Origin of the sequence: Mesorhizobium sp. M1E.F.Ca.ET.045.02.1.1 (genome assembly GCF_003952485.1) — a bacterium.
GTDB lineage: Bacteria > Pseudomonadota > Alphaproteobacteria > Rhizobiales > Rhizobiaceae > Mesorhizobium.
This window is the reverse complement of sequence record NZ_CP034447.1, coordinates 1,801,206-1,816,192: the sequence shown is the minus strand read 5'-3', so window position 1 is coordinate 1,816,192 and position 14,987 is coordinate 1,801,206. Positions and strand designations below refer to the sequence as shown.

General features: G+C 64.2%; 16 protein-coding genes. 4 read left to right on the top strand and 12 right to left on the bottom strand.

The genetic code is table 11. The features are described from left to right. Positions 1-6 precede the first annotated feature (6 nt). The 5 genes from pyrF to dnaK form a co-directional block, all read right to left on the bottom strand. Positions 7-708, bottom strand: a complete 702-nt coding sequence (gene pyrF / locus EJ070_RS08555) for an orotidine-5'-phosphate decarboxylase (protein WP_126090951.1) — start codon at positions 706-708, stop codon at positions 7-9. Next, on the bottom strand, positions 708-1,304 hold the full coding sequence (locus EJ070_RS08550; RefSeq protein ID WP_126090950.1) for an NADPH-dependent FMN reductase: 597 nt from the start codon (positions 1,302-1,304) through the stop codon (positions 708-710). The genes pyrF and EJ070_RS08550 overlap by 1 nt, the downstream gene beginning before the upstream one ends. A 124-nt stretch (positions 1,305-1,428) precedes the next feature. Further along, on the bottom strand, positions 1,429-2,034 hold the full coding sequence (gene pmtA, locus EJ070_RS08545) for a phospholipid N-methyltransferase PmtA (protein WP_126090949.1): 606 nt from the start codon (positions 2,032-2,034) through the stop codon (positions 1,429-1,431). Between the two features lie 165 nt (positions 2,035-2,199). After that, positions 2,200-3,330: a molecular chaperone DnaJ gene (dnaJ, locus tag EJ070_RS08540; RefSeq protein WP_126090948.1), complete on the bottom strand. Its 1,131-nt coding sequence runs from the start codon at positions 3,328-3,330 to the stop codon at positions 2,200-2,202. A 299-nt stretch (positions 3,331-3,629) separates the two neighbouring features. Next, positions 3,630-5,546, bottom strand: coding sequence for a molecular chaperone DnaK (dnaK, locus tag EJ070_RS08535; RefSeq protein ID WP_126090947.1), 1,917 nt, complete (start codon positions 5,544-5,546; stop codon positions 3,630-3,632). A 481-nt stretch (positions 5,547-6,027) separates the two neighbouring features. Between dnaK and EJ070_RS08530 the strand changes: the two genes are divergently transcribed. Continuing rightward, complete coding sequence (locus EJ070_RS08530) at positions 6,028-6,648, top strand: L,D-transpeptidase (protein ID WP_126090946.1); 621 nt, start codon at positions 6,028-6,030, stop codon at positions 6,646-6,648. A 50-nt stretch (positions 6,649-6,698) separates the two neighbouring features. Here EJ070_RS08530 and EJ070_RS08525 read toward each other — a convergent pair whose 3' ends face one another. The 5 genes from EJ070_RS08525 to EJ070_RS08505 all read right to left on the bottom strand — a co-directional run bounded on the left by EJ070_RS08525 (position 6,699) and on the right by EJ070_RS08505 (position 11,939). Further along, on the bottom strand, positions 6,699-7,493 hold the full coding sequence (locus EJ070_RS08525) for an inositol monophosphatase family protein (RefSeq protein ID WP_126090945.1): 795 nt from the start codon (positions 7,491-7,493) through the stop codon (positions 6,699-6,701). Between the two features lie 136 nt (positions 7,494-7,629). Then, positions 7,630-8,628: an LLM class flavin-dependent oxidoreductase gene (locus EJ070_RS08520; protein WP_126090944.1), complete on the bottom strand. Its 999-nt coding sequence runs from the start codon at positions 8,626-8,628 to the stop codon at positions 7,630-7,632. A gap of 3 nt (positions 8,629-8,631) precedes the next feature. After that, entirely contained in the window at positions 8,632-9,468 is an 837-nt protein-coding gene (locus tag EJ070_RS08515) for an arylamine N-acetyltransferase (protein WP_126090943.1), read from the bottom strand. Between the two features lie 86 nt (positions 9,469-9,554). Next, entirely contained in the window at positions 9,555-10,724 is a 1,170-nt protein-coding gene (locus EJ070_RS08510) for an AI-2E family transporter (RefSeq protein ID WP_126090942.1), read from the bottom strand. A 156-nt stretch (positions 10,725-10,880) separates the two neighbouring features. Further along, positions 10,881-11,939 (bottom strand): LLM class flavin-dependent oxidoreductase, encoded by a 1,059-nt coding sequence (locus tag EJ070_RS08505; protein WP_126090941.1) that lies wholly within the window; start codon positions 11,937-11,939, stop codon positions 10,881-10,883. A 227-nt stretch (positions 11,940-12,166) separates the two neighbouring features. Here EJ070_RS08505 and EJ070_RS08500 point away from each other — a divergent pair, with 227 nt between their 5' ends. Further along, positions 12,167-12,595 carry a DUF6481 family protein gene (locus tag EJ070_RS08500; protein ID WP_126090940.1) on the top strand — a complete coding sequence of 143 codons (429 nt, stop codon included), beginning with the start codon at positions 12,167-12,169 and terminating at the stop codon, positions 12,593-12,595. A gap of 84 nt (positions 12,596-12,679) precedes the next feature. On the opposite strand, the gene sugE is transcribed toward EJ070_RS08500, so the two are convergent. Continuing rightward, positions 12,680-12,994, bottom strand: a complete 315-nt coding sequence (gene sugE, locus EJ070_RS08495) for a quaternary ammonium compound efflux SMR transporter SugE (protein ID WP_126090939.1) — start codon at positions 12,992-12,994, stop codon at positions 12,680-12,682. Positions 12,995-13,188: 194 nt separating this feature from the next. After that, the gene (locus EJ070_RS37435; RefSeq protein WP_082953831.1) at positions 13,189-13,314 is read right to left on the bottom strand and encodes a hypothetical protein; all 126 of its coding nucleotides are present in this window, start codon (positions 13,312-13,314) and stop codon (positions 13,189-13,191) included. 256 nt (positions 13,315-13,570) lie between these two features. Here EJ070_RS37435 and EJ070_RS08485 point away from each other — a divergent pair, with 256 nt between their 5' ends. Both EJ070_RS08485 and EJ070_RS08480 read left to right on the top strand, forming a co-directional pair. Beyond that, a complete protein-coding gene (locus EJ070_RS08485) occupies positions 13,571-14,530 on the top strand; it encodes a cation diffusion facilitator family transporter (RefSeq protein ID WP_126090938.1) in 960 nt (319 codons plus the stop codon). Positions 14,531-14,564: 34 nt separating this feature from the next. After that, the gene (locus EJ070_RS08480; RefSeq protein ID WP_126090937.1) at positions 14,565-14,969 is read left to right on the top strand and encodes a GFA family protein; all 405 of its coding nucleotides are present in this window, start codon (positions 14,565-14,567) and stop codon (positions 14,967-14,969) included. The last annotated feature ends 18 nt before the right edge of the window (positions 14,970-14,987 follow it).

Sequence of the window (14,987 nt, the reverse complement as noted above, 5' to 3'; positions counted from 1 at the left end):
TGAAAATCAGGCCGACTGCATCTCGGCCAGGATCGCCTCGGCCGCCGCGCGCCGGTCGGGCGCCTTGACGATCGGCCGGCCGACGACGAGGTGGCTGGAGCCGTTGCGGATGGCCTGCGCCGGTGTCACCACGCGTTTCTGGTCGCCATGGTCGCTGCCGGCCGGCCGGATGCCGGGCGTCACCACCGCCATGTCGGGTCCGACGATCCGGCGCACTGCTTCAGCCTCCTCGGCCGAGCAGACGATGCCGCCCATGCCGGCATGCAGCGCCTGTTCGGAGCGCCTAAGCACCAGCGTGTGCGGGTCATATTCGTAGCCCGCGTCGATCATGTCCTGCTCGTCCATCGAGGTCAGCACGGTCACCGCGAGCAGGCAGAGCTCGCTGCCTTTGGCGGCCTCGACCGCCGCCTTCATCGCCTTGGGGTAGGCATGCAGCGTCAGCATCGAGACCCCCATCCTGACGATGTTCTCGACCCCCTTGGCCACTGTGTTGTCGATGTCGAGCAGCTTCATGTCGAGGAAGACCTTGGTGCCACCGCTGGCGAGCTCGCGCGCGAAATCGAGCCCGCCCGCGAAGGCGAGCTGGTAGCCGATCTTGTAGAAGCAGACGGTGCCTTCGAGCTCGCGCACCGCCTTTTCGGCCTCCTTCAGCGTCGGCACGTCGAGGCCGACGATCAGCCTGTCGCGCATGGTCTCTGCCGGATGCATCAGGCCTCGATCCGGATGGACAGCATGCGCGAGGTTTCGATCAGTGTGCGGCATAGGCGCTCCATCGATTGGTGCAGTTTCTCGTCCCGGAATTGTCCGTCCTCGGCGAACGCCTCATCCGCGTTCGACACCGAGCATTCCGGCGTGATCACGTCCATCTGGCAGCGCACCAACACCGCGCGCAGGTGGTTGATGCAGCGTATGCCGGCAAACTTGCTCTCGGAAGAGGAGCAGAGCGCCACGGGCTTGCCGTAGAGCGGCCTGAACGAGCGGCTGCCGTCGCGCCGGATCCGGCTCACCCAGTCGATCGAGTTCTTCAAGAGCGGCGGGATCGAGCCGTTATATTCCGGCGTCGCGATCAGGAGTCCGTCATGGGCGGCGATCTGATAGCCGAGCTTCACGGCATTCTCGGGGATGCCTTTTTCCTTCTCCAGGTCCTCGTCCATGATCGGCAGTGGATAGTCGCCGAGCGAGATGCGGGTCACCTCGGCGCCGTGCATGGCGAGTTCCTTCTGCGCCACGTCGGCCGTCCTGCCGCTGAAGGCACCGGTGCGGATCGAGCCGGCGAAGACGAGAATTCTTGGGATCACTGCCATCGGCCACCCGGGAGAAATAGGGGAGTAAGGGAATAGGGCAGTAGGGGAGTAGGGAAAAGTCCGGAAATCGAGCCGTTCATTCCCCCTGCTCCCCTACTGCCTTACCCCCCTACTCCCTTCTCGTCTAATGCCCTTCGCGCCGGTAGATCCAGAGCTGTGTCGGCGGGATGTTGCGGATGATGAAGTCGAAATGCTTGACCTTGTAATTGCCGCGGCCGGGCGGGATCGGCGACAGCGGGCCATAGGTCAGTTGCACGATCGGCCGGCCGGCCGGGATGCGGTCGAGCAGGCTTTCGATATAGGCGATGCGCTGGGCGACCGGGAAGTTGAGCAGCGGCACGCCGGAAACGACCGAATCGAATACCATGTCGCGCTTGTCGCCGAGCGTGGCGTCGAGGTTGAAGGCGTCGCCCTCGATGACGTTGACGCGCGGATAGAGCCTGCGCAGATGGCGCACGAAGTCGGTCGAGTATTCGATCGCGTAGAGGTTTTCCGGCTTCACGCCCTGGGCCAGGATGGCGCGGGTGATGACGCCGGTGCCCGGTCCGACCTCGAGCACCGGCAGTCCCGATTTCGGGTTGACGATCGAGGCCATCTTGCGGGCGGTGATCGAACTGGTGGGAACGATCGAGCCGACCGCTTTCGGCTTGTCGATCCAGCCTTTGAAGAACTTCAGCTCGTCGTCGAATTTTTCCGCCAGCGCTTTGCGCAACCCGGGACCACGTGCCATGCGAGCTCTCCTCAACGCTCCCCACCCGCTACTTATCAGCTAGGTGGAACAAGGCAAGGCGTCAAGCTGGCATAAGGTGTTGATGACGCTCGGGAATGCTGCCAACGCAAGTTGCCCAAAAGTGTGAGGCGGTTTTGGGATAACGACTTGCGTCAAAAAATGACGTCAGCTGTCGCCAAAGGACTCGAAAAAGTCCTTCATGCGGGCGAAGAAGCCGCTCGACTGGGGCGAGTTGTCCTTCGACGAGAGCTGCTCGAACTCTTCCAACAGTTCGCGCTGGCGGCGCGACAGGTTCTGCGGCGTTTCGACCGCCGTCTGGATGTAGAGGTCGCCGACATTGGGCTGGCGCAGCACCGGCATGCCCTTGCCCTTCAGCCGGAACTGGCGGCCGTTCTGGGTGCCTTCCGGCACTTTCACCTTGGTCTGCGTGCCGTCGAGGGTGGTGACCTCGAACGAGCCGCCAAGGGCGGCGGTCGTCATCGAGATCGGCACCTTGCAATAGAGGTCGGCGCCATCGCGCTGGAAGAATTCGTGCGGCTTGACCGCGAGGAAGATGTAGAGGTCGCCGGAAGGACCGCCGCGCAGGCCGGCCTCGCCCTCATTGGCAAGCCGGATACGGGTTCCGTCCTCGATGCCGGCGGGGATGTTGACCGACAGCGAACGCTCCTCGGTGACGCGGCCCTGTCCGGCACATTTCGCGCAGGGGTCCTTGATCGTCTGTCCGCGACCTTGGCATTGCGGGCAGGTGCGCTCGATCGAGAAGAAGCCTTGCGTGGCGCGCACCTTGCCGTGGCCATGGCACATGGCGCAGGTGACCGGCTGCGTGCCGGGCTTGGCGCCGGTCCCTGAGCATTCCGAGCAGGAAATGGAGGCCGGCACACGGATTTGCGCCGTCTTGCCGGAGAATGCCTCCTCGAGCGAGATCTCCATATTGTAGCGCAGGTCCGCCCCGCGCTCGCGGCCGCCTGACGAGCGGCGCTGGCGGCCGCCCATCATGTCGCCGAAAATGTCTTCGAAGATGTCGGCGAAACCGCCGGCGCCGAAGCCGTGCGCGGCGCCGTTCATGCCGCCCTGCTCGAAGGCGGCGTGGCCGAAACGGTCATAGGCCGCGCGCTTCTGCGGGTCCTTCAGCGTCTCGTAGGCCTCGTTGATTTCCTTGAACTTGTGCTCGCAGGCGTGGTCGCCGGGATTGCGGTCGGGATGGAACTGCATGGCGAGCTTGCGGAAAGCGCTCTTGAGCTCCTTGTCGTCGGCGCCTTTTTGCACGCCCAGGGTTTCGTAGAAATCAGCTTTCATTTTTTCCCGCGGTCCGGATGCTCAATGTCTTCAAGCATTGTTGCGTCGTTTGCCGGCACGTTGTTGGATTTAGGAGCGATGCTGCCCGGATGCTAGTAGCGAGCCCGGCTCGGCCCATGTTTTCCGTCACTTTTTCGCCCAGGGTTGCAAAAAAGCCCGGCTCTGCGCCGGGCTTTCTACAGCGCCGCGCGTCCTCTCGGACGCGCAAAGGACGCTGTAGCACTTTTGAATTGGCGCATGATCCTTTCCAAAATCGATACCGATTTTGGGGTCGTTCGCATGATCTGCCGTCGGCCGGCTCAGGCCGACTTCTTCTTGTCGTCGTCTTCGTCGATTTCCTCGAAGTCGGCGTCGACCACGTCCGAATCCTTGGCGGCATCCGCCTTGGCGTCGGCTTCGGCCGCTTCCTTCTGCGAGGCCTCGTACATGGCCTGGCCAAGCTTCATCGAAGCTTCGGCAAGTGACTGCGACTTGGCCTCGATGTCGGCTGCATCGTCGCCCTCGGCGGCGGTCTTCAGCGCCGCGATCGCGTCGGCGATCGCGGTACGGTCGGCCTCCGAGACCTTGTCGCCATACTCCTTCAGCGACTTTTCGGACGAATGCACCAGCGACTCGGCCTGGTTGCGGGCCTCGACGAGGGCACGGCGCTTCTTGTCGGCATCGGCATTGGCCTCGGCGTCCTTCACCATCTTCTCGATGTCGGCGTCGGACAGGCCACCGGACGCCTGGATGCGGATCTGGTGCTCCTTGCCGGTGCCCTTGTCCTTGGCCGAGACATTGACGATGCCGTTGGCGTCGATGTCGAAGGTGACCTCGATCTGCGGCACGCCGCGCGGGGCCGGCGGAATGCCGACCAGGTCGAACTGGCCGAGCAGCTTGTTGTCGGCCGCCATCTCGCGCTCGCCCTGGAAGACGCGGATGGTCACCGCCGACTGCGAGTCCTCGGCCGTCGAGAACACCTGGCTCTTCTTGGTCGGGATCGTGGTGTTGCGCTCGATCAGCCTGGTGAACACGCCGCCCAGCGTCTCGATGCCGAGCGACAGCGGCGTCACGTCGAGCAAGAGCACGTCCTTGACGTCGCCCTGCAGCACGCCGGCCTGGATGGCGGCGCCGAGCGCCACGACCTCATCCGGATTGACACCCTTGTGCGGCTCCTTGCCGAAGAACTGCTTCACGATCTCCTGGATCTTGGGCATGCGGGTCATGCCGCCGACCAGGACCACTTCGTCGATCTCGCCCGCCTTCAGGCCGGCGTCCTTGAGCGCCGCCTTGCAGGGGTCGATCGTGCGCTGCACGAGATCCTCGACCAGGCTCTCGAACTTCGCCCGGGTGAGCTTCATCGTCAGGTGCTTCGGCCCGGTGGCATCGGCGGTGATGAAGGGCAGGTTGATCTCGGTCTGCGTCGTCGACGACAGCTCGATCTTGGCCTTTTCGGCAGCCTCCTTCAGGCGCTGCAAAGCGAGCTTGTCGTTCTTCAGATCGATGCCTTGTTCCTTCTTGAACTCGGCCGCCAGGTACTCGACCAGGCGCATGTCGAAGTCCTCGCCGCCGAGGAAGGTGTCGCCATTGGTCGACTTCACCTCGAAGACGCCGTCGCCGATCTCGAGCACCGAAATATCGAACGTGCCGCCACCAAGGTCATAGACGGCGATGGTCTTGCCGTCCTTCTTCTCGAGGCCGTAGGCGAGCGCCGCCGCCGTCGGCTCGTTGATGATACGCAGCACCTCGAGGCCGGCGATCTTGCCGGCGTCCTTGGTCGCCTGGCGCTGGGCGTCGTTGAAATAGGCCGGAACGGTGATGACCGCCTTCTCGACCTTCTCGCCGAGATAGGCTTCCGCCGTTTCCTTCATCTTCTGCAGGATCATGGCCGAGATCTGGCTGGGCGACTGCTTCTTGCCGCCGGCCTCGACCCAGGCGTCGCCATTGTCGCCCTTGACGATCTTGTAGGGGACAAGCTTCTTGTCCTTCTCCGTCACCGGATCGTCATAGCGGCGGCCGATCAGGCGCTTGACCGCGAAGATGGTGTTTTCAGGATTGGTGACCGCCTGGCGCTTGGCCGGCTGGCCGACGAGGCGTTCGCCGTCGCTGTTGATGGCGACGATGGAAGGGGTCGTGCGCGCGCCTTCCGCATTCTCGATAACCTTGGGCTCCTTGCCGTCCATGATGGCGATACAGGAGTTGGTGGTTCCGAGGTCGATACCGATAACTTTTGCCATTGTTCTAGTCTCTCCGCTAAGCAGGCTCTCAGGACCCTGATAAGGCGTTCCGACGAAAGCCCCTGTTCACAAGAATTCCGTCACGGTCCCGGGTTTTCAAGGCCGAACGGCTGGCGCGTATATAAGAACAGGCGGCACGGCGCGCAAGCATTCTGCGCAAGGTGGCTGCCGTCCGGCAGGGGCTCGGGAAACGAGCCGGCCCGTCACCAGCCGGGGTCGATCCGGATTTGCCCTATCTCATTGCCCAGACAGGATTTTTCCCGAACGGAACATCGTCGTCATGCATCAGCCGCATGGCGGCCGGGAGAAGCTTTGCCCTGGGGGCGTGACTTTGGGTCGCGAATAAGCCTGAAAACATCTTTTGCCGCCATGTGCCGGCAATCAGCCGGCGGAGAAGATAGAACGCTTGGCAAGCGAGGCATGCGGGACTACGAATAAGGCAGGATAAGGCAGATCGCCGGCACGAGCGCCGGCTTGGATCATGCGCGCGAAATCGATCCTGATCGTGGTACTTGCCGGGATGCTCGCATTCTCCGGCTGCACCACCGGCGGTGGGTTGCAGAGTTCTCCTTTGGCCTATGGCGGCCTCACCGACGCCGGTTTCCGCATCCCGCCGGTTCCGATCTACAAGGTCGACCAGAAACTCCATCGGCAGACGGTGCCTTATGCAACCGACGAGGCGCCCGGCACCATCATTGTCGATACAGGAGCGAAATTCCTCTACTACGTGCTGGGAGACGGTCAGGCGCTGCGCTACGGCATCGGTGTCGGCAAGGCGGGCTTCGAGTGGCATGGCACCGCGCAGGTCGCGAGGAAGCGCGAATGGCCCGATTGGAGCGCGCCGTCCCAGATGATCGTGCGCGAGCGCAATCGAGGCCACATCATACCGGCCCATATGGAAGGCGGACTTATGAACCCGCTCGGCGCGCGGGCGCTCTATCTCTACAATGAGAAGGGTGACACCGGCTATCGCCTGCACGGCAGCCCTGAATGGTGGTCGATCGGCAAGGCAGTGTCGGCGGGCTGCATCCGCCTCATGAACCAGGACATCATCGATCTCTACGACCGCGCCCCGATCGGCACCAAGGTCATCGTCATTTAAGGCTCGGCCGGACTCGAATCTCGACACGCCTTGCTTTTGGTGCCGAAGGGCTAGTCTCGGAACGCCTCCGTGCAAAGCGCGCGCAGCTTCGGGAAGATGTTGCTTCCGCCAGCGATCACTTGCGTCCCCTGGCTGACGACCGTCCTCGGGTCGGGCTTCAGCACCGTGCCGCCCGCCTCTTCGACCAGAAGCATGCCGGCAAGGCAGTCCCAGGCATTCATGTGTTCCTCGACATAGCCGAGCAGCCGCCCGGCCGCGGCATAGGCGAGCATCAGCGCGCCGGAAGCGTTTCTGAAGAAGACGCCGCCTTCGGCCATGATCATGCTGATCAGCACCGCCACATGTTCCGTGGCCGCACGGTTCGAAAGCCCGGTTCCGACCGAGCCTTCGGAAAGCGAGGTGGCGGCGCTCGCCTTGATCGGCCGGCCGTTGACGAAGGCGCCGCCGCCAAGGCGGCCGTGGAAGGTCTCGCCGGTGGAAGCCTCATGGATGACGCCGACGATGGTCTCGCCGTCCTTGGCGCAGGCGATCACCACGCACCAGGCGGGAATGCCGCGCACGAAATTGGCGGTGCCGTCGATCGGGTCGATCACCCAGACATGGCCGGTCCTGCCGGTCACCGGCGCATGCTCCTCGCCGACGATGCCGTCGTCCGGATAAGCCTCGGCGATCGCCGCGCGGATGAAGAGCTCGACGTTCCGGTCGCCGTCGGAGACCAGGTCCTGATGGCCCTTGCTCTCGATGGTAAGATTTTCGAGATCGCGAAAATATCTCAGCCCAAGCTCGCCGGCGCGGCGCGCCAGATCGATGGCGAAATGCATGCGCTGGTCGAGATCGTCGGTCACGGGAAAGGCTCGCGCTTAAGGAGGGTGGCCTGCCCTTAAAGCAATTCCAGGAAAAGTGTGAAACGGTTTTCCGTCCGGAATTGCGTAAAAACAAACAGCTGGCAGACGAGTGTGTCAGGCAAAGCCAGTGAGTCGGTCAGGCGGCTTGCGACATCGACTTGTGGACGTCGGACAGAATCTCGAAGGAGCGCACCCTTGCCGCGTGGTCGAACATCTGCGCCGTCACCATCAATTCGTCGGCGCCGGTGCGGCGCACGAAGGCGTCGATGCCCTGGCGGACCGTTTCCGGCGAACCGACGACGGCGCAGGACAGCGCCTGGGAAAGCATGCTCTTCGCCACCGGATCGAGGTCGCGGTCATAGTTTTCGACCGGCGGCGGCAGTTGCCCGGGCCGGCCGCTGCGCAGATTGACGAAAGCCTGCTGCAGCGAGCTGAACAGCAGCCGCGCCTCGGCGTCGGTGGGTGCTGCGAAGACATTGATGCCGAGCATCACATAGGGCTTGTCGAGCTGGGCCGAGGGCTGGAAGCGGGTCCGATAAACCTCCAGCGCGTGGTCGAGTTCGGCCGGCGCGAAATGCGAGGCGAACGCATAGGGCAGGCCAAGGAGCGCCGCGAGCTGCGCGCCGTAGAGGCTGGAACCGAGGATCCAGACTGGCACGTCCTGGCCTTCGCCGGGCACCGCGCGGATGCGCTGGCCTTCCTCGGCCGGCTGGAAATAGCCCATCAGCTCGACCACGTCCTGGGGGAAGTTGTCGCTGGCTTCCAGATTGCGGCGCAGCGCCCGCGCCGTCATCACGTCGGTGCCTGGCGCGCGGCCGAGGCCGAGGTCGATGCGGCCCGGAAAAAGCGCGTTGAGCGTGCCGAACTGCTCGGCAATCACCAGCGGCGCATGGTTGGGCAGCATGATGCCGCCGGCGCCGACGCGGATCGTCCTGGTGCCGCCGGCGACATGCGCGATGACAACGGAAGTCGCCGCGCTTGCAATGCCCGGCATGTTGTGGTGCTCGGCGAGCCAATAGCGCTTGTAGCCCAGCCGCTCGGCATGGCGGGCAAGGTCGAGCGAGTTGGCCAGCGACTGAGAGGCATTGCTGCCGAGGGTTATCGGCGACAGGTCGAGAACCGAAAGGGCTGTCATAGATCAGGTCTCCATGATGTTTTTCTGCAGCAGCCTGGCCTCGAAGGCGGCGCGGTCGGGAATGACGATGGCGAGCTGGTTCTCCAGCACTTCGGCGAGCTCGGCGGCGCTCGCGATCTCCCGCTGCTCGGTGCGGCCGCCGAGATGATGGGTCGACAGCCGGTTGTTGCGCAGCGCGTAGCGCCTGTCGGGCAGGGCGCGCGCCGCGACCAGGGTCGACAGGAAATGCGAGGTCGGATGCGTCGACAGGAAATGGCTGCTCACCTGATAGTCGACCTCGTAGGCATGCTGCATGTCGAAGCGGTAGAGCGTGCGCCAATCGCCGCCGATGCTGGCGCTGCCGATATTGGCCTGCAGGCGAAAATGATCGGCGCCCTCGACGATGCGGAACGTCTCGTGCGGCGTCCGCTGTTCGAGATCCGGCTCCAGCAGCAGCGGTGCCGTCAGCGTCAGGCCGCCGAAGCCCACATCGGCGATGTAGATTTTGCCGTCGAGATCGACGCGCAGCAGCATGTGGCTGCGCGCCGTGACGGCGTCGTCCGGCTGGCCCCAGAGCACGCGGGCGGCGAGCCCGCTCACATTGAAGCCCAGCGCTCCAAGCGCGTGCATGAAGATCAGATTGTGCTCGAAGCAGTAGCCGCCGCGGCCGCGCCGGAAGATCTTGTCCTGCAGCGAAGCCGGATCGAGCCCGACCGAGACGCCCATCAGCGCATCGATGTTCTCGAACGGGATCGCCTGCGGATGAGCCAAATGCAGCGACCGCAGCGTGACGAGCGAGCTGTCGGTCGGCCCGCCATAGCCGATGCGGGCGAAATAGGCGTCGAGATCGAAGTCGCTCATCAAGGCAGGTCCGGCATGACCGGCCCGATATAGGCACTCCCCGCCGAGGCCGCAAACGATGGACCACGCCTCGGATCGGGACTGGCCTAGCCTGCGGCCTTGTGATCGTTCTCGGCCGGCTCGTCGTCGATGACGAAGGTCTGCTGCGCCGCCAGGAAATTGCCGACATGGCTGAGGCCGTCGAAATGGTCGCAGAACACCTTGATGACCACCAGCAGCGGCACCGCCATCAGCGCGCCGACGAAACCCCACAGCCACGACCAGAAGGCGATGGCGATGAAGATCGCCACCGCGTTGATCTCGAGCCGCCGGCCGACCACCGTCGGGGTCACGAACTGGCCCTCGACGATATCGCACAACAGCACGAAGGCTGGCGCCAGCAGCGCGTAGGAGATCGTATCGAAGCTGATCAGCGCGATGACCATCACCAGGAGGATGGTCATCAGCGCGCCGACATAGGGCAGGAAATTGAGCAGCGCCGCGGCCGCGCCCCAGACCAGTGGGTTCGGCATGCCGAGCCCCCACAGGCCAAGCCCGATCACCGTGCCGAGGCCGGCATTGATGACCGTGACGGTGAGCAAATAGTGCGAGATCTCGCTCTCGACGTCATAGACGACGCGCAGCGCCCGCTTCTTCTGGCTGAGGCTGGTGAAGGACTGGACGATCTTCTCGTAGAACAGGGTGCCTGAGGCGAGCAGGAACAGCGACAGCACGAAGACGATGGTGATGCTGGTGCCTGCCCCTAGGATATTGCCGGCTGCGGTGGGTAGGATGCCCGACGACGCCACCGCGACCTTCTGCACGCCCGGTTCCTGCGAGGTCTCGGTCAGCGCTTCCAACTGGCGCGAGATATCGATAGCCCTTTCCAGCGGCCGCTTGAACGGCGCCAGCCGCTCGGTGAGCTGCTGGCCGATCGACGAGGTGTTGTTGATGAGGTCGATGACCGGGCCGCTGAGCAGATAACCGGCGCTGGCGACGAAGAAGACGGAGAGCAGCACCAGCAGCGTCGCGGACAGCGCGTCGGGAATGCCGTGCTTGCGCAGGAAGCGCACGATCGGGGTCAGCGTCAGCGCCAGCAGGAAGGCGAGGATGACCGGCATGAAGAAAGCGCGGGCGAAATAGAGCGCGAATACCGTCAATAGAATGAAGATGCCGATCAGCAGCGATCGCATCAGCCGCAATTCGGCGCGGGCGCCGGTCGGCGGATCGACGCTCTCGGCAACGCTCGCGCCCGAAGCGGTCGTTTCGGCTTTCATCAGTTTCCCGTCGAGCACCGCTACCGGTGCAATCGTCGAGAAAAACGTGTCCGCCGCACCAAGGTTCCGTTAGAGCAATTCCAGGAAAAGTGTGAGGCGGTTTTCCGTCCGGAATTGCGTTAAAACAAAGAGATAGAGCCTTCGTCGGCGGTGTCTTCAGGCGGGCGCCGCTGCGGTGGGCGTGGCCTTCGCCGTCTCCTTGCGCACGATCGGCGCCACTCTGGTGCCGTAGAGCTCGATCGCCTTCATGATCTTGGCATGCGGCATGGCGCCGATGGCCATCTGCAGCAGGAAGCGGTCGTTGCCGAAGATGTTGTGCTGGGCGACGATCTTTTCCGCCACAGCTTCAGGATTGCCGACGAACAGGGCGCCGCTTGGACCCCGCGCGTGGTCGAAATGCGCCCGCGAGGTCGGTCCCCAGCCGCGCTCGCGGCCGATCCGGTTCATCACCTCGGCCTGCGGTGCGTAGAAATCGTCGGCCGCCTTCTCCGTGGTCTCGGCGATGAAGCCGTGCACGTTGAGGCTGGTGGCAAGCGAGGCCGGGTCGTTGCCGGCCCGCCTTGCCGCCTCCCGATAGATTTCGAACAGCGGCGCGAAACGGGCCGGCTCGCCGCCGATGATGGCAAGCGCAAGCGGCAGGCCGAGCGCGCCGGCCCGTGCCGCCGACTGCGGCGTGCCGCCGATCGCGATCCAGATCGGCAATTTTTCCTGGAAGGGCCGCGGATAGACGCCGCGGCCGTTGATCGGCGCGCGCAGCTTGCCCTGCCACGTCACCTTCACCTGGTCGCGGATGGCGAGCAGGAGATCGAGCTTCTCGGCGAAGAGCTCGTCATAGTCCTCGAGATTGTAGCCGAACAGCGGGAAGGATTCGATGAAGGAGCCGCGCCCGGCCATGATCTCGGCGCGGCCGCTGGACAAAAGATCGAGCGTCGCGAACTGCTGGAAGACGCGCACCGGATCGTCGGAAGAGAGCACGGTGACCGCGCTGGTGAGCTTGATGCGCTTCGTCCGCTCCGCGGCTGCCGCGAGTGCCACGACCGGCGCCGAAGCAGCATAGTCGGGGCGGTGATGTTCGCCGAGGCCGAACACGTCGAGACCGACCTGGTCGGCCAGTTCGACCTCCTCGATCAGATTGCGCAGCCGTTCGTGCGGTCCGATGGCGCCGGGGCCCGGTTCCGGGCTGACATCCGCGAAAGTGTAGAGGCCGAGTTCCATTTCGATTGCATCCTGATGAGGTGTTCGAGCGTTGATTGTCGGCGCAAGACGTAGCGATCGGCCTTGCCGCCCGCCAGAGGCGCGATTTGTGAACAGTGCATCGCGCCGCGGTGACGTATCCCGGCGGCAACAGCTCAGATTTTCATGGCTGGCATACCGTTTTGGCGCTTGAACTCATCGCTTTCGCGCGTATGTAAGCGTCGCGAATTGACTGCAGGGAAGTGGATTTGGCTATCTACAGGGAAAAAGACATATTCGAGCGGCGCAACGCCGCGAACGAGGCAAAGAAGGCGCTCCTGGAGCGTTTCAAGGCAAAGCCGGCAGCAGATGATCCAGCGGTGCTGGCGCGTCAGGCGGAGCGTAAGGCGATCCTCGAGGCCCGCGCGATCCGCGAGGCCGAGAAGGCCAGGCTGAAGCAGGAAAAGCTGGCGCGCGAAGCAGCCGAGAAGGCCGAGCGCGAGGCAGCCGCGGAAGCGGCTCGTCGTGCCGCCGAAGAGGCGGCGGCGGCCGAGGCGAAGATCCGCGAAGCCGAGGAGACCGAACGCATCGCCCGCGTGCTCGCCGAAGAGGCCGAGCGCAAGGCCAAGCGCGACGCACGCTACGCCGCCCGCAAGGCGCGTGTCGGCAGGACGCCTCCGGGCTTCTCCGCCCGCTAAGGCGTACGCGCCCGGAATATAGTTTCGTTCGAAGATGCTTCAGGGTCGCCAGTGGCGGCCCTGAAGGCGTTTGTGCTGGACGCGTCAGGCGACGAGCTTCAGCCCGACAATGCCGCAGACGATCAGGCCGATGCAGGAAAGCCGGACCGCGGTCGCAGGCTCGCCGAGCAGCCATATGCCGAGCAAGGCCGTGCCGACGGTGCCGATGCCTGTCCAGACCGCATAGGCGGTGCCGACGGGCAATGTCTTCAGCGCCAACCCGAGCAGGCCGAGACTGACGATCATCGAGGCGACGGTGAGCCCGGTCGGCAGCGGTTTCGAGAAGCCATCGGTGTATTTGAGGCCGATGGCCCAGCCGATCTCGAACAGGCCGGCGAAAAAAAGAAGAACCCAGGACATCGCAAACGCTCCCTCATCCGGCATCGCTGTCCGATGCCTGAGGTGGCGGGTCGTCCCGGCCGGTTTTCGGGAAGCGAGGTCGTCCTCGCCGCACTGATATAGTGAGCTCCGCTCCCCGATCAACAAAACACCGGCAGCATTCGGCATGCCGCCGGTTCAGGTTTCACTCGAGACGGATCGGCCGCGCCGGCGGTCTACTTCTCCTTGATGCGCATCGCCTTGACCGGCGGCGCCTTCGGAGCCGGGGCCGCGGCTGGTTTCTTCGCGTCCTTCTTCGGCTTGCGGGGTTCCTTGCCCGCCTTCATCGCACCTTTAGCCATGATTCGCTCCTCCGATTTGTGGGCGCCTCAAGTGAAACAAGAGAAGCGCCGGATCGCAAGAGGCCGTTTGACGCTTCGAAGCCGGCTTCCCGGATGTCAACCGTTTTCCCTTGATCCGCCGGCCCCGAAACAGGTTTCGGCAGTTGGTCCGGCTGTGCGTCACTCTCCTTGAACCTCGGAGCCATTGGCGCATTGTCTGTGGAGCTTCGGTCGGCAGGTCGTTAAGCTCGGCGCTCCAAAGAGGATCGGGAAGCGGATGGCAGGGCACAGCGGCTCGAAAAGGGTGATCTACGCCGCGCTCGCCGGCAACCTCGCGATCGCGCTGACCAAGTTCGCCGCGGCATTCTTCACCGGCTCTTCCGCCATGCTGTCGGAAGGTGTGCATTCGCTGGTCGACACCGGCAACGGCGCGCTTCTGCTCTACGGCATGCGTCGCGCCGCACGCCCACCCGACCGCAAGCATCCGCTCGGCCACGGGCGCGAGCTCTATTTCTGGAGCTTCATCGTCGCGCTCCTGGTGTTCGCGCTCGGCTCCGGCGTGTCCTTCTACGAGGGCATCATCCACATCATGGCGCCCGAGCCGGTCGTCAACGCCAAGGTCAACTACATCGTGCTTGGCCTGTCCTTTTTGTTCGAAGGCAGTTCCTGGCTGGTGGCGCTGAAGGAGTTCCGCCAGCAGAAGGGCAAGCAGGGCTGGTTCCAGGCGGTGCGCCGCAGCAAGGACCCGAGCGTCTACACGGTGCTGTTCGAGGACAGCGCGGCACTGCTCGGCTTGATCGTCGCCTTCGCCGGCATCCTGTCTGCCGAGCTCCTGGAGATCCCCGAACTCGACGGCGCCGGCTCGATCGGCATCGCGATCATCCTTGGCGCCACCGCGATCTTCCTGGCGCGCGAGAGCAAGGGCCTGCTCCTCGGCGAGCCCGCTTCGCCCGAGGTGCAGCGCAAGGTTCTGGCGATCGCTGAGGAAGATCCGGCAGTCCAGCGGGCGAACGGCATATTGAGCGTTCACATCGGCCCGCAAGAGATCGTCGCCGGCTTGAGCATCGAATTCGAGGACCATCTGACCGCGCCCGAGATCGAGGCCTGCGTCGAGCGGCTGGAGGCGCGGTTGAGGAAAGAGATGCCGGAAATCATCAAGCTGTTCGTCAAGCCGCAGGCGACTGGCACATGGGAGCGCAGGCGCAAGGCTATCGCCGAGGCCTCCGAAGAGGATTAGGTTTGAGCGAAGTAACCTTTGGGGAGTAAGCCCGATGAAGATCGACGGCGGGTGCCATTGCGGCGCCATCACCTATGAGGCGGAGGTCGACCCGGAAAAGACCTCGATCTGCCACTGCACGGACTGCCAGCAACTCACCGGCACGGCTTTTCGCGTCACCGTACGGGTGCCTGAAGAAGATTACCGCATCACCAAGGGCGAGCCCAAGGTCTACATCAAGACCGGGTCGAGCGGCGCCAAGCGGGCGCAGGGCTTTTGCGGCGATTGCGGTTCGCACCTATACGCGACATCGGTCGGCGACGGGCCGAAGGTCTATGGCGTCAGGACAGGCACGGCGCGCCAGCGCGACCAGCTGGTGCCGAGGACGCAATACTGGCATCGCTCGGCGCTGCACTGGCTGCCGGAATTCGAGGGCACAAGGGTGGTCGAGGAGCAGTAGGGATCGAGACCTCGGCGA